At 64.0% G+C, this 16,945-nt stretch carries 17 protein-coding genes; 4 read left to right on the top strand and 13 right to left on the bottom strand.

The features are described 5' to 3' along the window. Nucleotides 1–5 precede the first annotated feature (5 nt). From B097_RS0102665 to dacB, 13 genes are all read right to left on the bottom strand, one after another. Nucleotides 6–473, bottom strand: coding sequence for a DUF3180 domain-containing protein (locus B097_RS0102665; protein WP_018580995.1), 468 nt, complete (start codon nucleotides 471–473; stop codon nucleotides 6–8). After that, on the bottom strand, nucleotides 470–955 hold the full coding sequence (gene folK / locus B097_RS0102670) for a 2-amino-4-hydroxy-6-hydroxymethyldihydropteridine diphosphokinase (RefSeq protein WP_018580996.1): 486 nt from the start codon (nucleotides 953–955) through the stop codon (nucleotides 470–472). The genes B097_RS0102665 and folK overlap by 4 nt, the downstream gene beginning before the upstream one ends. Continuing rightward, nucleotides 955–1,368, bottom strand: coding sequence for a dihydroneopterin aldolase (gene folB, locus B097_RS0102675; RefSeq protein WP_018580997.1), 414 nt, complete (start codon nucleotides 1,366–1,368; stop codon nucleotides 955–957). Before folB ends, folK begins: the two co-directional genes overlap by 1 nt. Beyond that, on the bottom strand, nucleotides 1,368–2,255 hold the full coding sequence (folP, locus tag B097_RS0102680) for a dihydropteroate synthase (RefSeq protein WP_018580998.1): 888 nt from the start codon (nucleotides 2,253–2,255) through the stop codon (nucleotides 1,368–1,370). The genes folB and folP overlap by 1 nt, the downstream gene beginning before the upstream one ends. A gap of 2 nt (nucleotides 2,256–2,257) precedes the next feature. After that, nucleotides 2,258–2,854 (bottom strand): GTP cyclohydrolase I FolE, encoded by a 597-nt coding sequence (gene folE, locus B097_RS0102685; protein WP_018580999.1) that lies wholly within the window; start codon nucleotides 2,852–2,854, stop codon nucleotides 2,258–2,260. 2 nt (nucleotides 2,855–2,856) lie between these two features. Beyond that, complete coding sequence (gene ftsH / locus B097_RS0102690; RefSeq protein ID WP_018581000.1) at nucleotides 2,857–5,331, bottom strand: ATP-dependent zinc metalloprotease FtsH; 2,475 nt, start codon at nucleotides 5,329–5,331, stop codon at nucleotides 2,857–2,859. A gap of 82 nt (nucleotides 5,332–5,413) precedes the next feature. Next, nucleotides 5,414–6,004, bottom strand: coding sequence for a hypoxanthine phosphoribosyltransferase (gene hpt, locus B097_RS0102695; protein ID WP_026254256.1), 591 nt, complete (start codon nucleotides 6,002–6,004; stop codon nucleotides 5,414–5,416). Nucleotides 6,005–6,116: 112 nt separating this feature from the next. After that, a complete protein-coding gene (locus B097_RS0102700) occupies nucleotides 6,117–7,070 on the bottom strand; it encodes an ABC transporter substrate-binding protein (protein ID WP_018581002.1) in 954 nt (317 codons plus the stop codon). Further along, the gene (locus B097_RS0102705; RefSeq protein WP_018581003.1) at nucleotides 7,067–7,744 is read right to left on the bottom strand and encodes an ABC transporter permease; all 678 of its coding nucleotides are present in this window, start codon (nucleotides 7,742–7,744) and stop codon (nucleotides 7,067–7,069) included. The genes B097_RS0102700 and B097_RS0102705 overlap by 4 nt, the downstream gene beginning before the upstream one ends. Then, the gene (locus B097_RS0102710) at nucleotides 7,741–8,394 is read right to left on the bottom strand and encodes an ABC transporter permease (RefSeq protein ID WP_018581004.1); all 654 of its coding nucleotides are present in this window, start codon (nucleotides 8,392–8,394) and stop codon (nucleotides 7,741–7,743) included. The genes B097_RS0102705 and B097_RS0102710 overlap by 4 nt, the downstream gene beginning before the upstream one ends. Beyond that, on the bottom strand, nucleotides 8,391–9,215 hold the full coding sequence (locus B097_RS0102715) for an ABC transporter ATP-binding protein (RefSeq protein WP_018581005.1): 825 nt from the start codon (nucleotides 9,213–9,215) through the stop codon (nucleotides 8,391–8,393). The genes B097_RS0102710 and B097_RS0102715 overlap by 4 nt, the downstream gene beginning before the upstream one ends. Before the next feature lie 43 nt (nucleotides 9,216–9,258). Continuing rightward, on the bottom strand, nucleotides 9,259–10,161 hold the full coding sequence (tilS, locus tag B097_RS0102720; RefSeq protein ID WP_018581006.1) for a tRNA lysidine(34) synthetase TilS: 903 nt from the start codon (nucleotides 10,159–10,161) through the stop codon (nucleotides 9,259–9,261). Then, the gene (gene dacB / locus B097_RS0102725; RefSeq protein ID WP_244911205.1) at nucleotides 10,161–11,441 is read right to left on the bottom strand and encodes a D-alanyl-D-alanine carboxypeptidase/D-alanyl-D-alanine endopeptidase; all 1,281 of its coding nucleotides are present in this window, start codon (nucleotides 11,439–11,441) and stop codon (nucleotides 10,161–10,163) included. Before dacB ends, tilS begins: the two co-directional genes overlap by 1 nt. 68 nt (nucleotides 11,442–11,509) lie before the next feature. On the opposite strand from dacB, the gene B097_RS0102730 reads away from it, so the two are divergent. The 4 genes from B097_RS0102730 to B097_RS0102745 all read left to right on the top strand — a co-directional run bounded on the left by B097_RS0102730 (nucleotide 11,510) and on the right by B097_RS0102745 (nucleotide 16,941). Then, complete coding sequence (locus B097_RS0102730) at nucleotides 11,510–12,043, top strand: inorganic diphosphatase (protein ID WP_018581008.1); 534 nt, start codon at nucleotides 11,510–11,512, stop codon at nucleotides 12,041–12,043. 49 nt (nucleotides 12,044–12,092) lie between these two features. Beyond that, entirely contained in the window at nucleotides 12,093–12,383 is a 291-nt protein-coding gene (locus B097_RS0102735; RefSeq protein WP_018581009.1) for a rhodanese-like domain-containing protein, read from the top strand. A 260-nt stretch (nucleotides 12,384–12,643) separates the two neighbouring features. Continuing rightward, nucleotides 12,644–13,087, top strand: a complete 444-nt coding sequence (locus B097_RS0102740) for a MarR family winged helix-turn-helix transcriptional regulator (protein ID WP_018581010.1) — start codon at nucleotides 12,644–12,646, stop codon at nucleotides 13,085–13,087. Then, nucleotides 13,087–16,941 (top strand): Pls/PosA family non-ribosomal peptide synthetase, encoded by a 3,855-nt coding sequence (locus B097_RS0102745; RefSeq protein WP_018581011.1) that lies wholly within the window; start codon nucleotides 13,087–13,089, stop codon nucleotides 16,939–16,941. The genes B097_RS0102740 and B097_RS0102745 overlap by 1 nt, the downstream gene beginning before the upstream one ends. Nucleotides 16,942–16,945: the final 4 nt, after the last annotated feature.

A 16,945-nucleotide genomic window follows, 5' to 3' on the forward strand; every position in this document is an offset into this window, starting at 1 on the left:
TTACCCTATCCAACAGTTTCGCCGTCAGCGGGTGGCGACACCTCACACGCCCGCTCCAAAATAACTCCAGCAATACTCAAGGCTACCCCACCAATTGCCCCGGAAAGCACACCCGGAAGGTCCGCCTGGGCCGCTGCCAGCACGGACGCGTTCGGCACCACGTACACCGCCATGCCCACATATCCGCCGCTGACGATCGCGCCCGTCCACGCGCTCGCCTTCCCGATCACCATGAAATTGGCCACCATCATGGGGTTAAGCTGGGAGCGGTCCAGGCCGATCAGCCCCTCATTGCGTCGCTTCTTCACCCAGTACGTCAGGAAGGCGCACACCACCGCCATGATCCACAAGGCTGCGGACGCCAGCGGGGAGATCGCGGTGAAACTGCCGTAAAAACCCCAGGTCAGTATGGCCAGGGCGGCTGCTGTGAACAGTCCTGCCCCGACGAGTCCTGAAATGGGAGTGCGTGTCACCTGTGCACCAACCGAATCTGTTCAACTTCATCGGCATCAAGTTCGCCGATCAACTCCGCGACCGGCCGGCCGTTCAACTGCGCATCCGGGTCGGCGTCGAGCCATGGCACCAGCACAAACGCACGCTCGTGGGCGCGCGGGTGCGGCAAGGTCAGGACCGGATCGTCGCTTGTCACTTCGTGCTTATCGACGATCACCTGAACCACGTCCACATCCAACGTGCGCGGACCCCAACGCACTTCGCGGGTGCGGTTGGCCTGGTTCTCGATCTCTTGGCACCGTGCCAGCAGCTCGTCGGGCGTGCCATCGACCTCAACAATGAGGATCTGGTTGAGGAAGTCGCCTTGTTCCACAGGCCCCCACGGCGGGGTGGAGTACACACCCGAAGAAGCGATGACGCTCGAACCGAAGGCCTGGCTCACGCTATCGAGGTGAGCCCCAGAATCCTCCAGATTGGAGCCGACGGACAGTACTGCGCGCATTAAGCCCTCCTGGTCTCTCTAGCTTCTGCTGGGAGGATACGCGGCCCGGATTTGCGCGAACGACGAGCAACCACTGCCACGTCCTCGAACGCCAGCGGGATCGGCGCGTGTGGTTTGTGCAGCGTGACCTCCACGGAGTGGAGCTGCTCAAAACGCGCAATCGCAGTGTCGGCGATCTCTGAGGCCACCGTCTCGATGAGCTGGCGCGGCGTACCACCGGCGATGTCGTAGGCCAACTGGGCCAGCTCGGCATAGTTGATGGTTTTCGTCAGATCATCCCCGGCCGCGGCCTCTGCGAAGTCGAGCCAGCAGGTGATGTCCAGGCTGAATGCCTGGCCGTGCTCCGTTTCATGTTCCAGAACGCCGTGGTGGGCGTAGACCTGGAGACCTTTCAGTTCGATCCGGTCCGCCATTAGCTCTTCCCCTGGCCGGCCATATCCTCAGGTGGGGTGCCCATGCGCCACGACGCAGCCACGTCCACGGCGTCGCGGGAGACGGCGACCTCGTGCACGCGCACACCCCACGCGCCCAGCTGTGCGGACAAAGCGGTGACGGCCGCGGTGGCCGGATCAGCATCGAGTGGCCCGTGTTCCAAACCACGCGCCGCGCGGATCCCGGTGAGGAAACGCTTCCGGCTCGCACCCACCAGCAGCGGGAATTCACTATCGATGAACTCGGGCAGCGCGTTAAGCAGCGCCCAGTTATCGGCGGCGGTCTTGGCAAACCCCAGGCCCGGGTCCAGCACGATCTGGTTGCGCTCTACTCCGGCAGCCAGCGCATTATCGACGAGGCGCCCCAGCATCTCATGGACGTCGCGCACCACGTCACCGCCGTGGTCGGCGGAACCGGCCGCATCACCAAACTCGCCGGACTGAACAGTGCGCCAGTGCATCAGGCACACCGGCAGCTGCGTGTCAGCCATCACGTTATACATCTGTGGATCGGCGAGCCCGCCGGACACATCGTTGATCATGTCCACACCAGCTTCGGCGGCCGCCAACGCGGTAGAAGCACGCATCGTATCCACAGAGGTGCGGATGCCTTCGTCGTGAAGCACTTTGATCAACGCCGATGCCCGCTGCGCCTCTACCTCGGGGTCGACGCGGGTTGCGCCTGGGCGTGTGGATTCGGCGCCCACATCAATCATGTCGGCGCCGAGGCGGACGAGGTCATGCGCGTGGGCCACGGCGTCGTCGATGGCGAGCCACTGCCCACCGTCCGAAAATGAGTCCTCGGTGACGTTGACGATGCCCATGACCATCGTGCGGCCGGGCGTGGACAAATCTGCAACTGTAACCATTGTTATCCCCTAATCAGACTGAGAACTTCGGCGCGGGAGGCCGCATTGCGCTGGAAACCGCCGCGCACCGCACTGGTAGTAGTGATCGCGCCCGGCTTGCGGATGCCCCGCATGCCCATGCACATGTGCTCGCATTCGATGACCACAATCACCGATTGGGCTTCAAGCTTTGCGACGAGGGCGTCGGCGATTTGGCTGGTCAGACGCTCTTGGACCTGGGGGCGTTTCGCGTACATGTCCGCCAGGCGGGCCAGCTTGGACAGGCCCGTGACCTTGCCCTCCTTGTTCGGGATGTAGCCGATGTGCGCCTTGCCGTAGAACGGCACCAGGTGGTGTTCGCAGGTGGAGTAGATCGGGATGTCGCGCACCAAGACCAGTTCCTGGTGGTTCTCCGCGAAGGTGGTCCCGAGGACCTCTGTGGGGTCTTTGTGCAAGCCGGCGAAAGTTTCGGCATAGGCGCGCGCGACCCGTGCAGGCGTGTCCTGCAGGCCCTCGCGATCCGGGTCCTCGCCCACGGCAATAAGCAGCTCGCGCACCGCGGCTTCAGCGCGGGCGTGGTCGAAGTCGGCGACTGCGGGGATATTGGGGTTCTTGTCCATCTTTAGTCCCTCCGGTGCTTTCCGGGGTCGTCACTATCAGCGTGGTCTGCCGGATCATCCGGCAGCTGTGGCTCAGGTGCTTCTGGTTGCGCGACCTCAGTGGGGTCAACCTTCGGCATCTGCGTGGTTTCTTCCTCAGACGGCCAGGCGTGGTCGGGCCGCTCGTGCTCCGGGAGGCGGAAACCGATCTGCTCCTCCGGCTGCTGCTGGCTCTGCTCGCCGGAACCATAGTTCTTCACACCGGGGTGTTCGGCGGGAGCCTGCTGCGCTGGTTGCTCCGGCTGCGCTGGTTGCTCCGGCTGTGCCGGCTGGCTCGGGGTGCCCGGCCATGCGCCACCTGGCACCTGCCACCCAGCTGGCGGCTGCTCGCCGTCGTAACGTGGTGGCTGCGCGCTGCGGCCGGGCTGCTTGCCCGCACCGATCGCGGTGGAACCAGCATTCGCCGGATTCGGCGCCCCAGCGTTGCGCTTGGCCTGCTCCTCACGTTCCTTCGCGCGCTTGGCACGCGCCGCGCGCGAGGCCTCCAGCAGGGAGAACTGCTTCGGCGGCTCTTCGCCGCGTTCCTCGGCCAGCTCCACAGGTGTCTTCACTGGCTCGTATCCGGCCTGCTGTGGGAAGCGCTCGTCGAGAAGCTCCAGGCCCGAAGGCTGCGGCTCGATGTCGTCGAAAATCACTTCCAAGTCCGGGCGGCGCAGAGTTTCCTTCTCCAGCAGCTTGGTAGCCAGAGTGTCTAGGTACTCGCGGTGATCGCGCAGGATGGTGTAGGCGCGCTCGTGGGCGGCGTCGATCAGCGCGTGGACTTCGCGGTCGATCGTCTCGGCCACGTGCGGGGAATAATCCAGGGATCCCCCACCGCCGCGACCAGAGAAAGGATCGCCCTGCTCATCGCCGTACTTCACGGTGCCCAGGCTCGCACTCATGCCGTACTCGGTGACCATGGCGCGCGCGATCTTCGTGGCCTGCTCAATATCGGCCGATGCGCCCGTGGTGGCCTCGCCGAAGACCAGCTCCTCGGCGGCGCGCCCACCCATGGCGAAGACTAGGCGGGCGTAGAGCTCATCGCGGTTGTACATGCCCTTATCGTCCTCGGCGGCGGTCATCGCGTATCCGCCGGTGCGGCCGCGGGCAAGGATCGTCACCTTATACACGCGCTCGATATCCTTCAGCGCCCAGGCAGACAGGGTGTGGCCGCCTTCGTGGTAGGCGGTGATCTTCTTCTCGCGCTCAGAGATCACGCGTGAGGAACGGCGTGGCCCGCCGATCACGCGGTCGGTTGCCTCTTCCAGGGCGTCGGCGGTAATCACGTTGCCACCGATGCGCGCGGTCAGCAGCGCCGCCTCATTCAGCACGTTGGCCAGGTCGGCGCCACTCATGCCGGCGGTGCGCTTGGCCAAAGAGTCGAGGTTGGCGTCGTCGGCAAGCGGCTTGCCCTCCGCGTGCACCTTGAGGATCTGGGCGCGTCCCGCCAGGTCCGGGTTGGTCACGGGGATCTGGCGGTCGAAACGGCCCGGGCGCAGCAGAGCCGGGTCCAGGATGTCGGGGCGGTTCGTCGCCGCCATCAGGATGACGCCTTCGCGGTCGCCGAAACCGTCCATTTCGACGAGCAACTGGTTCAGCGTCTGCTCGCGCTCGTCGTGACCGCCGCCCATGCCGGAGCCACGCTGGCGGCCCACCGCATCAATCTCGTCGATGAAGATGATGCACGGCGAGTTCTCGCGGGCCTGCTTGAACAGGTCACGCACACGCGAGGCACCCACGCCGACGAACATTTCGACGAAGTCCGAACCCGAAATGGTATAGAACGGCACGCCGGCCTCACCTGCAACGGCGCGGGCCAGCAGCGTCTTACCCGTTCCAGGAGGGCCGTAGAACAGCACGCCGCGCGGAATCTTCGCGCCCAGCTTCTCGTAGATGGAAGGGTCCTTGAGGAAGTCCACGACTTCTTGCAGCTCGTCCACGGCATCGTCGGCACCTGCGACATCCTTGAAGGTGTTGTCGGGGTTGTCCTTCGTCATCTCCTTGGCCTTGGAGCTGCCGATGCCGAACATGCCGCCTGACTGCATGCGGTACATGAAGAAGAACAGCAGGCCGAAGATCAGGATCATCGGCAGCATGAAGCTCAGAATGCTCATCAGGAAGGAATCCTGCGTGACATTCGTCGTGTATTCTTCAGCGCCGGAGTTGGTCACCGCGTCGAACACCTGGGGGGTGGTCCGCGCGGGGTATTGCGTCATGATCTCTTCGACGCCTTCACGCTCTTCTACCGTGATCGGCTCATGCAGGGTGAGACGCAGACGTTGCTCGCGGTCATCGATTTGGACCTCTTTGACGTTCTGGTTTTCCAACTGCTCCATTGCGATGGAGGTTTCCACGCGCTGGAAGCTGCGGGTGTCGTCGCCAAGCAACGTAAAGAGGTACAAAATCATCAGCACTACGGCTGCGATGATGCCGTAGCGCAAGACTTTCGAATTTTTCATTGAATACTTTCGTCAACCGGAAAAGTAGCTACTGGGTGTAACGGTTCACCCGGGGTTTTCGTTCCCCGGTCTTCTGCCTGGTCTAATGGTTGTCGCTGTACACACGCGGATGGAGCGTGCCGACGAACGGCAGGTCGCGGTAGCGTTCTGCATAGTCTAGGCCGTAACCCACCACGAACTCGTTGGGAATATCGAAACCAATGTCCAGCAGGTCCACGTCGGCTGTCTGGATCTCTGGCTTGCGCAGCAGCGTGATCGCGCGCAGGGAGCGGGGGTGGCGGCCGCGCAGGTTCTTCATCAGCCAGCTCAAGGTCAGGCCGGAATCGATGATGTCTTCGACGATGAGGACGTCGCGGTCAGCGATTTCCTTGTCCAAGTCCTTCAGGATGCGCACCACGCCCGAGGAGGTGGTCGAGTTGCCGTACGACGACACCGCCATGAACTCCATCTCCGAGGGGATGGACAAGGCGCGTGCGAAGTCGGTGAGCATGAACACCGCGCCCTTGAGCACGCAGACCAAGATGAGGTCTTTTTCGCTGTCGGCGTACTGTTTGCTCACCACGTCGGCAAGTTCCTGGATACGCTCCTGGATTTCTTCCTGGGTGATTAGGACCGCTTCAACATCGTCGCCGTAGCGGTTGGCAGGTACGTTGAAGTCTTTCTTGTCATGCATGTCAGTCATGGACGCCCTCGAATACTCGCTGAAAGGTGGCTGCTGGGAATTGTGGCCCTTAGTCTAGTTATTGCTGACTAAGTGGGGAAACTGTGCCCGCCCCCGTTCTGTCCTAGCGCGCGGCAACATAGTCCGTGGCGATCACGGACGGCTCCGCCTTTTCTTCGCCGACGTTACGCAGGTTCATCGCTGTGAGGTCCTCCGTGGTCAGGTCGCGGTTGATCGCGGCGAGCGCGTCGAGGGCTTCCTGAGGTACGCCGCCGGCGGTGTAGATCGGCAGCACGTTTTGCGGCAGGATCATATTTTCCGGGTCCTCTAGCTCGACCAGCTCCACCTCGTTGCCGTCGGAGTCCAGGTGGGGCGAGGTGGTGTAGATGTCGGCCACCGTGGCTTCTCCCTGCAGGAGTGCGGCGATGGTCAGGGGGCCGCCGCCGTCGGAGATGGGGTTCATGGTGATGGAGTCCGCCGGCACGTTGTATACCTCGTCGAGGCCTTGCGGGCCGTAGGGTCGCTCGGCCAGCTCGGGGTTGCCGGCCAGGACGATGGAATCAATCGCCGAGAGGTCGTAGAGCGTGCTCAGGTCATACTGCTCGGCGACTTCCGGGGTGACCATGTAGGCATCTTTGGATTCGGCCGGGGCGTACTCGCCTGCTGCTAGGGCTTCGGGGAGAGCGTTTTCTACCTCCGCGTACACCGCCTCCGCGTCGGCGCCCTGCTCGATATCCGCTCCGTAGAACTGGGAGAGGTTGCCGGTGTATTCGGGCACGATGTCTACCTCACCGTTTTCCAGGGCAGACAGGTACACCTCCCGCGAGCCAATGCCGGAGGTGACCTCCACGTCGAAGCCGGCCTCGCGCAGCGCCTCGGCCCACACCTGCCCGATGATTTCAGATTCGGGGAAGTTGGCGGTGCCGATCGTAATCGTATCTGCGCCACCACCGTTGTCTGCCTGGTCGGTGGCCAACGGGTCCTCAGACGCGCACGCGGTGACCGTGAAGCTGGTCGCGGCGAGTGCGGCCACAGCCAGCGGGGCGCGGCGTGCGGGGAGGGAGAAGAAGTGTGTCATGACTGCCTGATTCCTTTCGGTTGCGCCAGCTTCTGGCCGGCGGCGAGGATGAGGTCAAAGATGAGTGCAAGGAGAGCGACGAGAATGGCGCCTGCCAGCATGAGGGGATAATCCCGCAGCGCCAGCCCGTCAATGAGGTAGCGGCCTAGGCCCGACAGCCCGATATAGGCGACAATGGTGGCCGTCGCGATCACCTGGACGGTCGCGGAACGGATACCGCCGACGATACCCGGCGCGGACAGCGGTAGTTCGACCGCGCGCACGATATGGGCTTCGGAAAATCCGGAGGCGCGCGCGGAGTCCACCACGTCGCGTGGGATGGCGACGAACCCCGAGACGGTCGCGGCGACGATCGGCGGGATCGCCAGGATGACCAGCACGATGATGGAAGGCACGATGGGCATGCGTACCCCGATGCTCATCTCCAGGGTCAGCCACGTCAGCAGGCCCAACGAAGGCAACGCGCGCATCGCCCCAGAGAGCGCGACCACCGCGTTGGCGCCGCGCCCGCTGTGCCCGATGGCGATGCCCACCGGCAGCGCGATCAGGGCCGCGATCCCCACGGAGACCAGCGTGTACAGCACATGGTGAAGCGTGCGCGCGCCGATACCCTGGTCGCCGGACCAGTTCTCCGCGGTGGTGATGAAGCTCAACGCTTCGACAAGGAAGTTCATCGGGCTGCCCTCCTCGACCTAGTCCAGGGCATCAGCCACTTGCCGACGATCACCAGTACCAAGTCCACCACGACCGCTAACAGCACCGTGCCGATCAGGCCGGCCATGATCTGGGTGGGGAAATTGCGCTGGAAGCCTTCAGTAAACAGGGTGCCTAGGGACTGCACGCCGATCAGCGCGCCCACCGAAATCAACGAGATCGTGGACGCCGACACCACGCGCAGTCCCGACAAAATCACAGGACCCGCCAACGGCAGATCCACGCTGGCGATGCGCCGCGGGGTGGCATACCCCATGGCAATCGCGGACTGGCGCACACTATCCGGCACCGTATCGAAAGCATCCGCAGTCGAACGGACCTGCAGCGCCAGCCCATACAAGGTCATGGCCACCACCACGTTGATGGGAGACAGCATCGAGGTCCCCAGAATCAGCGGCAAAATAATAAACAGCGCCAGCGAAGGGATCACGTACAGCAAACTGGTGGCCGCCACCACCCACTCACGCACACGCGGGTAGCGGTGCGCCACCCACCCGATCGGCAAGGCCAGCACGAACGCCGCTGCGATCGCCGGGATCGCCAGCAGCAGATGGTCGACCGTCAGGTCCCAGATCCGCGGAAAATTGGCCCCGATCCAGTCCCACCTCATAGGCGTTCGGCCCCATCGTCGTAAAGCCCTACGACCTTGCCGCGCGTATCGACGACCACCTCAACGCCATCGCGGCGCTCCACGTGCAGCTGGCGGGAATCCATCCCGACGAAATGACGAACCTCCCCGTTGGCAGGGTCGGTGATGAAATCATGCGGAGTACCGGCCTGCTGGATGCGGGCGCGTTCGCCGAGCAAGACGATATCGTCGCCAAGCAAAAAAGCCTCATCGATATCGTGGGTGACCAGCACGATCGTCTTGCTCCACCGCTGCTGCAACTCAAGGACCTCGCGCTGCAGCTCACGCCGGACCACCGGATCCACAGCGCCGAAGGGCTCATCCATCAACACGATTGTCGGATCGGCCACCAGCCCGCGCGCCACCCCGACGCGCTGTGCCTGCCCGCCCGAAAGCTCACCCGGGTAGCGATCAAAAAGCGCCGCATCCAAGTGAACGCGCTCCAACCACTGCGCCGCCCGCTCCCGCGCCTGCGCCTTGCTAGCCCCCGACAGCCGGGCCACCGCCGCCACATTCTCCAGCGCGGTCTTGTGCGGCAGCAGGCCGGAATTCTGCATCACATACCCGATGGAGCGGCGCAGATGCACCGCGTCCTCCTCGGCGATGTCTTTGCCGTCGATACGCACCTGGCCCGCGCTCGGGTCCACCATGCGATTGATCATGCGCAGCAGTGTCGTCTTGCCGCAGCCGGAGGGTCCGACAATCACGGTGGTCGCACCGCCTGTGATGGCGTAGCTAAACGACTCCACAGCGGGGGCCGTCGCGCCGGGGTATGTCGTGGTCACATTGTCGAACTCGATCATGGTCCTACCCACACTACCGACCCCACGACAAATAAGCCTGTTTTTATCCGTTTATTTCCGTCCCGCGCATCACCAGGCGCCCGCCCTCGCGCACCACCGCCAGCCCGCCACCTACCGGGATCGGGCCCTGCCCACGCCAGTGCGTACACAGCCGCGCGATCTCGCTTATCGACGACGCACTGGGCACTATCCCATTCTCGTGCAGCCACGCAGCAATTTTGCGCTCACGCACCGCGGGATGATCTCCAGCAAGAGCAGCGCAATCAGTTGTGGGCCGCGCCAAAGGCGTGAGGAAATCTTCCGTGGCGACCAGCTGCTCAGCGGCATGCGCCAACGGTTCGACTGCATCCCCGCCCAGGACCTCCGCCAGCAGGGGCAGCACTTCTTGGCGGACCCGCACTCGTCGATAAGCACTGTCCGCGTTCATCGGGTCCTGCCAATACGCCAGACCAAGTTCTTGGCAGGCGCCCACCGTGTCCGCGCGGCGAACGCTCAACAGCGGGCGCACCACCTGACCGGCGCGCTCACTCATCCCGATGGGACGCGCGCGCAACGCCATCAACAGCAGGGTCTCGGCCTGATCGTCGCGGGTGTGCCCTACCCAAATATCGCGGCCACCAGCCACCTCATGCAAAGCGGCGTAGCGGGCGGTGCGGGCCTGCGCCTCCACATTGCCCGGCGCGACCTCCACCGCGACAACCCGCGCAGGCACGCCAAGGCTGCGGGCCTGATCCGCGGCCTGCTGCGCGATCGCGGCCGAACCTTCCTGCAGGCCATGATCAACCACCACGGCCTCCACGTCCTTCTTCTCCGCGGCGGCTGCCGCCACCAGAGCCAACGAATCAGGCCCACCAGACAGGCCCACCACCGCCGGGCCCTCCCACCGGCGCACCGCCTGCCGACACGCCAAGAAGTGCGGCGAATGACGCGGCCAGAACGGGTCCATCAGAAATCGCGCAGGGCCGAGGCCATCGTGTCCATTGCCCGGCGTGCCGGGTCGATCTCTACCCCGTTGGAGAGGAACGCGAAGGTGTACACGTTGCCTTTATCGCTGGTCACGGTGCCGGCCAGTGCGTTGACGCCGGTGAGGGTGCCGGTTTTGGCGCGTACCCAGCCTTTGCCCTGCAGGTCACCGTAGCGGGTGGTCAGGGTGCCTTCACCACCGGCGACGGGCAGGGTTGTGAGAAGCAGCGGGATCTCGTCCTCGCCGGCGCTGCGGACGAGGATGTCGTCGATAAGCGCCGGCGTGATGCTGTTCACGGTGGACAGGCCGGAGTTGTCGGCGAGGGTGACGTCGGTCAGGTCGAAGCCGTGATCGCGCAGCACGTCGAGGGTGTGCTGCGGGGCGTTGACCACAGCACTACTATCGCCGACCACCGCGGCGGCGACCTCGCGCCCGATCGCTTCGGCCATGACGTTGTCAGAGTTTTTCATCATCACACGCAGGCGCTCGATCAGCTCGGGCGACTCCACCTCGGCCACGACTTCGGCGGCGTCGGGGGCCTCGGAAAAGCCCACGGTGGTTGCACCCACCTGGTCGGCCACGGCCTGCGCCACGTCGAGTGCCGGGGTGTGGGAGCGCGGCACATCACCCTCGGACGCCCCGATGCGGCCGCCGTTGATCATCACCGGCTGCAGTGGCGCCACGTACCCGGAGTCCACGTTTTCTGGGTCCCACTCGGGCATCATTTCTTGCTGGCCTGCCCACGCGCGCGTATCGACGAAGACCGCGTTGGCCTCGCCGATCTGCTCGGCAAGCTGGGCGATGGTCTCCTCGGTGAACCACACATCGCCGGCGGCCTTGATGACCACGTCGCCCTCATTGGCGCCGCGCACCACCTGGGTGGTGATCCGGTCCGTGGGCTCCAGCGTGTACAAGGCCGCCGCGGCGGTGAGGACCTTCGTCGAGGAGGCCGGCGTCAGCGGTTGTTCGGAGGAGGCGTCGAAAAGCACCTCACCTGTGAAGCCGTCGGAAACGCGGGCGTGGAAAGTGCCCAAGGCGGGATCGTCGGCAAGCGCCTGCAAAGTGGCGGTCAATGCGTCCCGGTCGATCGGGTCCGGCGTAGCGGGGACCAGGATGTCCGTGGCCGTGGGCAGGCTATATGCGGGGGCGACCTCAAGCTCGGATAGTTCCGAATGGACGTAATAGCCCGTACCCGCGACGGCGCCGACCGCGCCGAGGGCGACCACCGTCGCGATTGCTGCCACTGTTTTCTTCCCACTCACAAGCAACCAGCATACGCAAGGTAAGGTAGAACATGATTTTCACGCCTATAGATAAAGGAGTACGCCCCATGGCCATTGAAGTCATCATCGAAATCCCTAAGGGTTCGCGCAACAAGTACGAAGTGGACCACGAAAGCGGCAAGATCTTCCTCGACCGCTACCTGTTCACCCCCATGGCCTACCCTGCGGACTACGGCTTCATCGACAACTCGCTTGCCGACGATGGCGACCCACTCGACGCGCTGGTCATCACCCCAGAGCCCGTATTCCCAGGCGTGACCGTCATCGCCCGCCCCATCGGTGTGTTCAAGATGACCGACGAGGCTGGCGGCGACGACAAGCTACTCTGCGTTCTCGACGACGTGCGCTACGAGAAGTACCAGGACATCGACGACGTCGACGACTTCACCAAGGACGAAATCGAGCACTTCTTCGTCCACTACAAGGACCTCGAGCCAAACAAGCACGTCACCGGCTCCGGTTGGGGCAACCGCGAAGAGGCAGAGCGCATTCTGCAGGACTCCCTTGACCAGTTCAAGAAGGTTGGCGACAACTCTCGCGAGAACCTCGAGGCCGAGAAGGAAGCAAAGACCGAAAACTAAGGGCTTTACTTTCCTGCGCAGGCTTTAAAACCGCGTAAACTTGGGCAGCATGAAGGAAGTTAACGTAAAAGAAGTTCCCGACAATGCCCAGCTAATCGACGTACGCGAGGTCGACGAGTTTGAGGAGGTTCACGCCAAAGGCGCTGTGAACCTGCCCTTGAGCAACCTCACCCACCTGGCAGACAAGATCGACCCGGACCAGCCGATTTACCTGATCTGCCGCTCCGGTGGCCGCAGCGCCCAGGCCGCGGAGTACCTAGAGAATGTCCGCGGCTGGGAGGCCATCAACGTGCTTGGTGGCACCACCGAATGGGTGGAGCAAGGCCTACCCACTGAGTAACTGAGTCTTTCTAGCTCACCGCCGTCATCGTTTTGCGCGATGGCGGCGGTTTTCTTTGTGCCCTTGGCCATCTTGCACCAGGTCCCTCCCCCTATGACCAGGGGCTTTAGATTGCAGCGGTGCAAGATGGCGCCATCCTGCACCGCTGCCAAATAAACCCGCAGGTCACGTGACCCCTGACCTGGTGCAACTTTGCCCCAAATCAGTGGGCGCACCACAATCATTTTACTTTCTAAAGATAGATTCCTACCATAGTGGACATGTCACAGCCGATTACTCTCCCCGCAGCACTGCTGTCCTCCCCCTCGTTCCAGATTGAGCGCGTCCGCCGCCGCACGCGCGACGAGGTCGAGGCTGTGCTGGCGAAAGAAGACACCACGATGCGCGAATACTGGGTACTCACCTGCATCGTTGAAGAAAACGCAGCTTCCCAAACCCACCTTTCAGAAACTCTGGCGATCGACGCCTCCGACATGGTGCGCCTCATTGATGCGCTAGAGAAGCACGGGTGGGCCGCACGCGAGCGCGATGCCGATGATCGCCGCCGCCAGATCATCGCACCCACCAAGGAAGGCAAGAAGGCGCAGAAACACCTGTCCACCCTTGTCGCTGAAGCAGAGGACCGCGCCCTAGACGCGTCGACGACGAAGCAGCTGAAGCATTTGAAGAAGCTGACTAAGGCGATCCTCAAGGAAGAGGACTAGTGCAGCAGTTCCACGCAAGTGATAAGGCTCCCGCTCCGCGCACACTGATCGATATCCTGGTCGCCACCGCCTCGGAGTTTCCGGAGGCCGCGGCGATCGACGATGGCGATGTGGTCACCTACGCCGAGCTCCTCGAGGAGGTCCAGGCGTGGTCCGCTGAGCTGCATCGTAACGGGATTCGTCGTGGGGATCGCATCGGCATCCGCATGACTAGCGGTTCGCGCGAGCTCTACACGGCGATCCTAGCCACGCTTTACGCCGGCGCCGCTTACGTGCCCGTGGACGCGGATGATCCGGACGAGCGCGCGGAGTTGGTCTTTTCGGAAGCCAGCGTGAACGGCATGTTCACCGACGATGGCTTCCGCATGCTTTCCGACGATCGCTCCGGCGACACCGAGCTGCCAGCGCTTGACGACGACGCCTGGATCATTTTTACCTCCGGTTCCACCGGCACCCCGAAGGGTGTGGCAGTGCAGCACCGTAGTGCAGCCGCTTTCGTGGACGCGGAGGCGCGCATCTTCTGCGCCGATAATCCGCTGGGCCCTGAGGACCGCGTGCTCGCGGGTCTCTCGGTCGCGTTTGATGCCAGCTGTGAAGAAATGTGGTTGGCGTGGCGCTCGGGCGCGTGCCTGGTGCCGGCCCCGCGTTCTTTGGTGCGTTCGGGCCAGGACTTGGGTCCGTGGCTGATCCGCCGCGACATTACCGTCGTGTCCACTGTTCCTACCCTGGCTGGCCTGTGGCCCGCGGAGGCGCTCGACCACGTGCGCCTGCTGATTGTCGGCGGTGAGTCGTGTTCGCAGGAGCTCGTCGATCGGCTTGCCACGCCAGAGCGCGAAATGTGGAATACCTACGGCCCCACGGAGGCCACCGTTGTTGCGTCGGCCGCACAGTTACATCCGGGTCAGCCGGTGGGCATTGGTCTGCCTTTGGACGGGTGGGACCTGGCGGTCGTCGATAAGAACGATGAGCAGGTGGGATACGGCGAGGTCGGCGAGCTGATCATCGGCGGTGTTGGCCTGGCGCGTTATCTAGATCCGGAGAAGGATGCGGAGAAGTATGCGCCGATCCCCACGCTGGGCGCGGAGCGGGCGTATCGCTCGGGCGACCATGTGCGCTTGGAGGAGGACGGCCTGTATTTCGTGGGGCGTGTTGACGATCAGGTGAAGATCGGCGGCCGGCGCATCGAGTTGGGCGAGGTGGACGCGAATGTGGCCGCCCTGCCGAACGTGTACAACTCGGCGGTGGCGGTGCAAAAGACCGGCGCGGGCGATTCCGTGCTGGTCGGTTACGTGTCGCTGGATGATCCGGACCTGGGCTTTGATCACCAGCAGGCCCAGGAGCAGCTGGCGGAGACGATGCCGGCGGCGCTCGTGCCGCGCATGTGCGTGATGGATGAGCTGCCCGTGACCACCTCCGGCAAGGTGGATAAGAAGGCGCTTCCATGGCCGCTGCCCGGCGTGGGCGTGGAGGCAGCGGGACTGACCCCGACCGAGTCCTGGCTGGCTGAGATCTGGGTGGACGTGCTGGGCGTGTCCGTCGACGACAAGAATGCGGATTTCTTTGAGCTCGGCGGTTCTTCGCTGGCCGCCGCGACCCTTGTGGGGCGGGTGCGCGAGAAGGTCCCCACGGTCGCGGTGCGCGATCTTTATGATCACCCGCGTTTGGAAAAGCTTGCGGAGACGATCGATAAGATCGCTGCCGATCGGGGCATTTCGCTTAACGACGATACCCCTGCCGAAATCCGCACTGTCACACCCGTGGGGGCTAGCACACGTGTTGCCCAAACGCTGTTCAATGTGGCTGCGATGACGCTGCAGGCGGCCAGCTTTGTGTCTTTGTGGCTGGTGGTCTCCAACGTGTTGTTCATGGTGGGTATCGAGTGGGCGGTGCACACCAACTGGTGGTTGGTCGTCGTTCTTGTTCTTGTGTTTGCCACTCCCCTGGGCCGGATTCCGATCGGCGGGCTGGGCGCTCGCCTGCTCATCGGTTCCATAGAACCGGGCACTTACCCGCGCGGTGGTAGGACCCACCTGCGGATTTGGATGGCGGAGCGCTGGGCGGATGCTTCTGGCTCGCGTGCCATTTCGGGTGCGACCTGGGTGAACTATTATGCACGCCTGCTGGGTGCTTCGGTGGGCCGGGGTGTGGACCTGCACTCGCTGCCACCAGTCACCGGTCTGCTGAGCTTGGGTGACCACGCCGCCGTGGAACCCGAAGTGGACCTCAGCGGCTACTGGGTGGACGGCGATGTGGTGCACGTCGGCCAGATCACGATTGGCGACGAGGCCCGCATTGGGGCTCGCTCCACCCTCTTGCCGGGGACGGTCGTCGGCACGCGCGCCCATGTTGAGGCGGGCTCCACCGTGACCGGTGATAAGCCGATCAAGAAGGGGGCGCGGTGGTCTGGGTCGCCGGCGAAGAAGGTCGGCCGTTCCAAGCACCGCTTCCCCGATGAGCTGCCGCCGCGGCGTTCGTACTGGGTGTGGGGCTACGGGCTGACGTCGCTGGCGCTGGAACTACTGCCCGTGGTGGCTGCCGCCCTGGCGGTGGCCGTGACCGTCGCGCTGATCGAGACCACCGGCGGCAATCCTTATGTGGGCGCGCTGCTGTTCGCCCCGCTTGGTGGGCTGGCGATGTTCGCGTTCACCATGGTGGCGACATGGATCGGCGTGCGTGTTCTGCAGATCGGGCTGAAACCTGGGGTGACCCCGGTGCGTTCCTTCGGTGGTTGGCGGATCTGGGCGATCACCCGCTTGATGGACGATGCCCGCACCCGCCTCTTCCCGCTCTACGCTGGCGCGATTACGCCGGCGTGGCTGCGTAGCCTGGGCGCGAAGATCGGCACGAACGCTGAGGTATCCACCGCGGTCATGCTGCCCACCCTCACCGAGGTGCGCGAAGGCGCCTTTCTTGCCGACGACACCCTGATCGGCGGCTACGAACTTGGTGGTGGCTGGATGATGACTGGTGAGGCCACCGTCGGAAAGCGCTCCTTCGTGGGTAACTCGGGCATTACCGCGCCCGGGCGCAAACTGTCCAAGAACTCGTTGGTGGCCGTGCTCTCGTCGACGCCGAAGAAGGCGAAGGCGGGAACAAACTGGTGGGGTTCCCCGCCTGAGCGGATGCGTCGCGTCGAAGTGGAGGACGCTGCCGGTGAGGCGCGCACCTATTCCCCATCGCTGGGGATGAAGGTGGCCCGCGGGTTCATTGAGACCATGCGTCTGTTGGCGCCGATGACTTTCGCGCTGATCGCGGCCGGGGTGGCTGGTGGATTCCACTACCTGCTGGATTCTTTGGGCGTATGGGCGCCGTTCGTCTTCGGCGGCCTGATCTTGATGGCAGCCGGTTTGGTCGCGATGCTGGTGACCGTGGTGGCGAAGTGGGTGTGCGTGGGCACGCATCGCCCCGGCGACCACCCACTGTTCAGCTGGTTCGTGTGGCTCAATGAGTTGCAGGATGCTTTCGTGGAGGCCGTCGCCGCCCCGTACTTCCTCAACCCGGTCTCCGGTTCGGGTGAGCTGAATCTGGCGCTGCGGGCGCTGGGTGTGAAGGTGGGCCGGGGCGCGTGGATCGAGTCCTACTGGTTCCCCGAAACCGACCTATGCTTTGTCGGCGAGGGCGCGACCGTTGGCCCTGGCACCGTGGTGCAAACACACCTGTTCCAGGACCGTGTGATGAGCTTGGACACCGTCACCATTGAGGCCGGTGCCACCTTGGCGGCGCACTCTGTGGCGTTGCCGGCATCGTCGATAGGCGAAGGCGCGACCGTGTGGCCGGGCTCCCTGATGATGCGCGGCGACCAGGTTCCCGCCGGCACTGTGTGGCAGGGCAACCCGATCGAGCCGCGCAATTAGCTGA

This window comes from Corynebacterium pilosum DSM 20521 = CIP 103422, from assembly GCF_000373805.1.
GTDB classification, from domain to species: domain Bacteria; phylum Actinomycetota; class Actinomycetes; order Mycobacteriales; family Mycobacteriaceae; genus Corynebacterium; species Corynebacterium pilosum.

What these genes read in the sequence shown, in the direction of transcription:
- tilS (WP_018581006.1), bottom strand. Translation starts at nt 10,161, where the DNA reads ATGGACCCGTTCTGGCCGCGTCATTCGCCGCACTTCTTGGCGTGTCGG.
- B097_RS0102735 (WP_018581009.1), top strand. Translation starts at nt 12,093, where the DNA reads ATGAAGGAAGTTAACGTAAAAGAAGTTCCCGACAATGCCCAGCTAATC.
- B097_RS0102705 (WP_018581003.1), bottom strand. Translation starts at nt 7,744, where the DNA reads ATGAACTTCCTTGTCGAAGCGTTGAGCTTCATCACCACCGCGGAGAAC.
- B097_RS0102715 (WP_018581005.1), bottom strand. Translation starts at nt 9,215, where the DNA reads ATGATCGAGTTCGACAATGTGACCACGACATACCCCGGCGCGACGGCC.
- hpt (WP_026254256.1), bottom strand. Translation starts at nt 6,004, where the DNA reads ATGCATGACAAGAAAGACTTCAACGTACCTGCCAACCGCTACGGCGAC.
- B097_RS0102700 (WP_018581002.1), bottom strand. Translation starts at nt 7,070, where the DNA reads ATGACACACTTCTTCTCCCTCCCCGCACGCCGCGCCCCGCTGGCTGTG.
- folP (WP_018580998.1), bottom strand. Translation starts at nt 2,255, where the DNA reads ATGGTTACAGTTGCAGATTTGTCCACGCCCGGCCGCACGATGGTCATG.
- folE (WP_018580999.1), bottom strand. Translation starts at nt 2,854, where the DNA reads ATGGACAAGAACCCCAATATCCCCGCAGTCGCCGACTTCGACCACGCC.
- B097_RS0102740 (WP_018581010.1), top strand. Translation starts at nt 12,644, where the DNA reads ATGTCACAGCCGATTACTCTCCCCGCAGCACTGCTGTCCTCCCCCTCG.
- B097_RS0102730 (WP_018581008.1), top strand. Translation starts at nt 11,510, where the DNA reads ATGGCCATTGAAGTCATCATCGAAATCCCTAAGGGTTCGCGCAACAAG.
- B097_RS0102710 (WP_018581004.1), bottom strand. Translation starts at nt 8,394, where the DNA reads ATGAGGTGGGACTGGATCGGGGCCAATTTTCCGCGGATCTGGGACCTG.
- folB (WP_018580997.1), bottom strand. Translation starts at nt 1,368, where the DNA reads ATGGCGGACCGGATCGAACTGAAAGGTCTCCAGGTCTACGCCCACCAC.
- folK (WP_018580996.1), bottom strand. Translation starts at nt 955, where the DNA reads ATGCGCGCAGTACTGTCCGTCGGCTCCAATCTGGAGGATTCTGGGGCT.
- ftsH (WP_018581000.1), bottom strand. Translation starts at nt 5,331, where the DNA reads ATGAAAAATTCGAAAGTCTTGCGCTACGGCATCATCGCAGCCGTAGTG.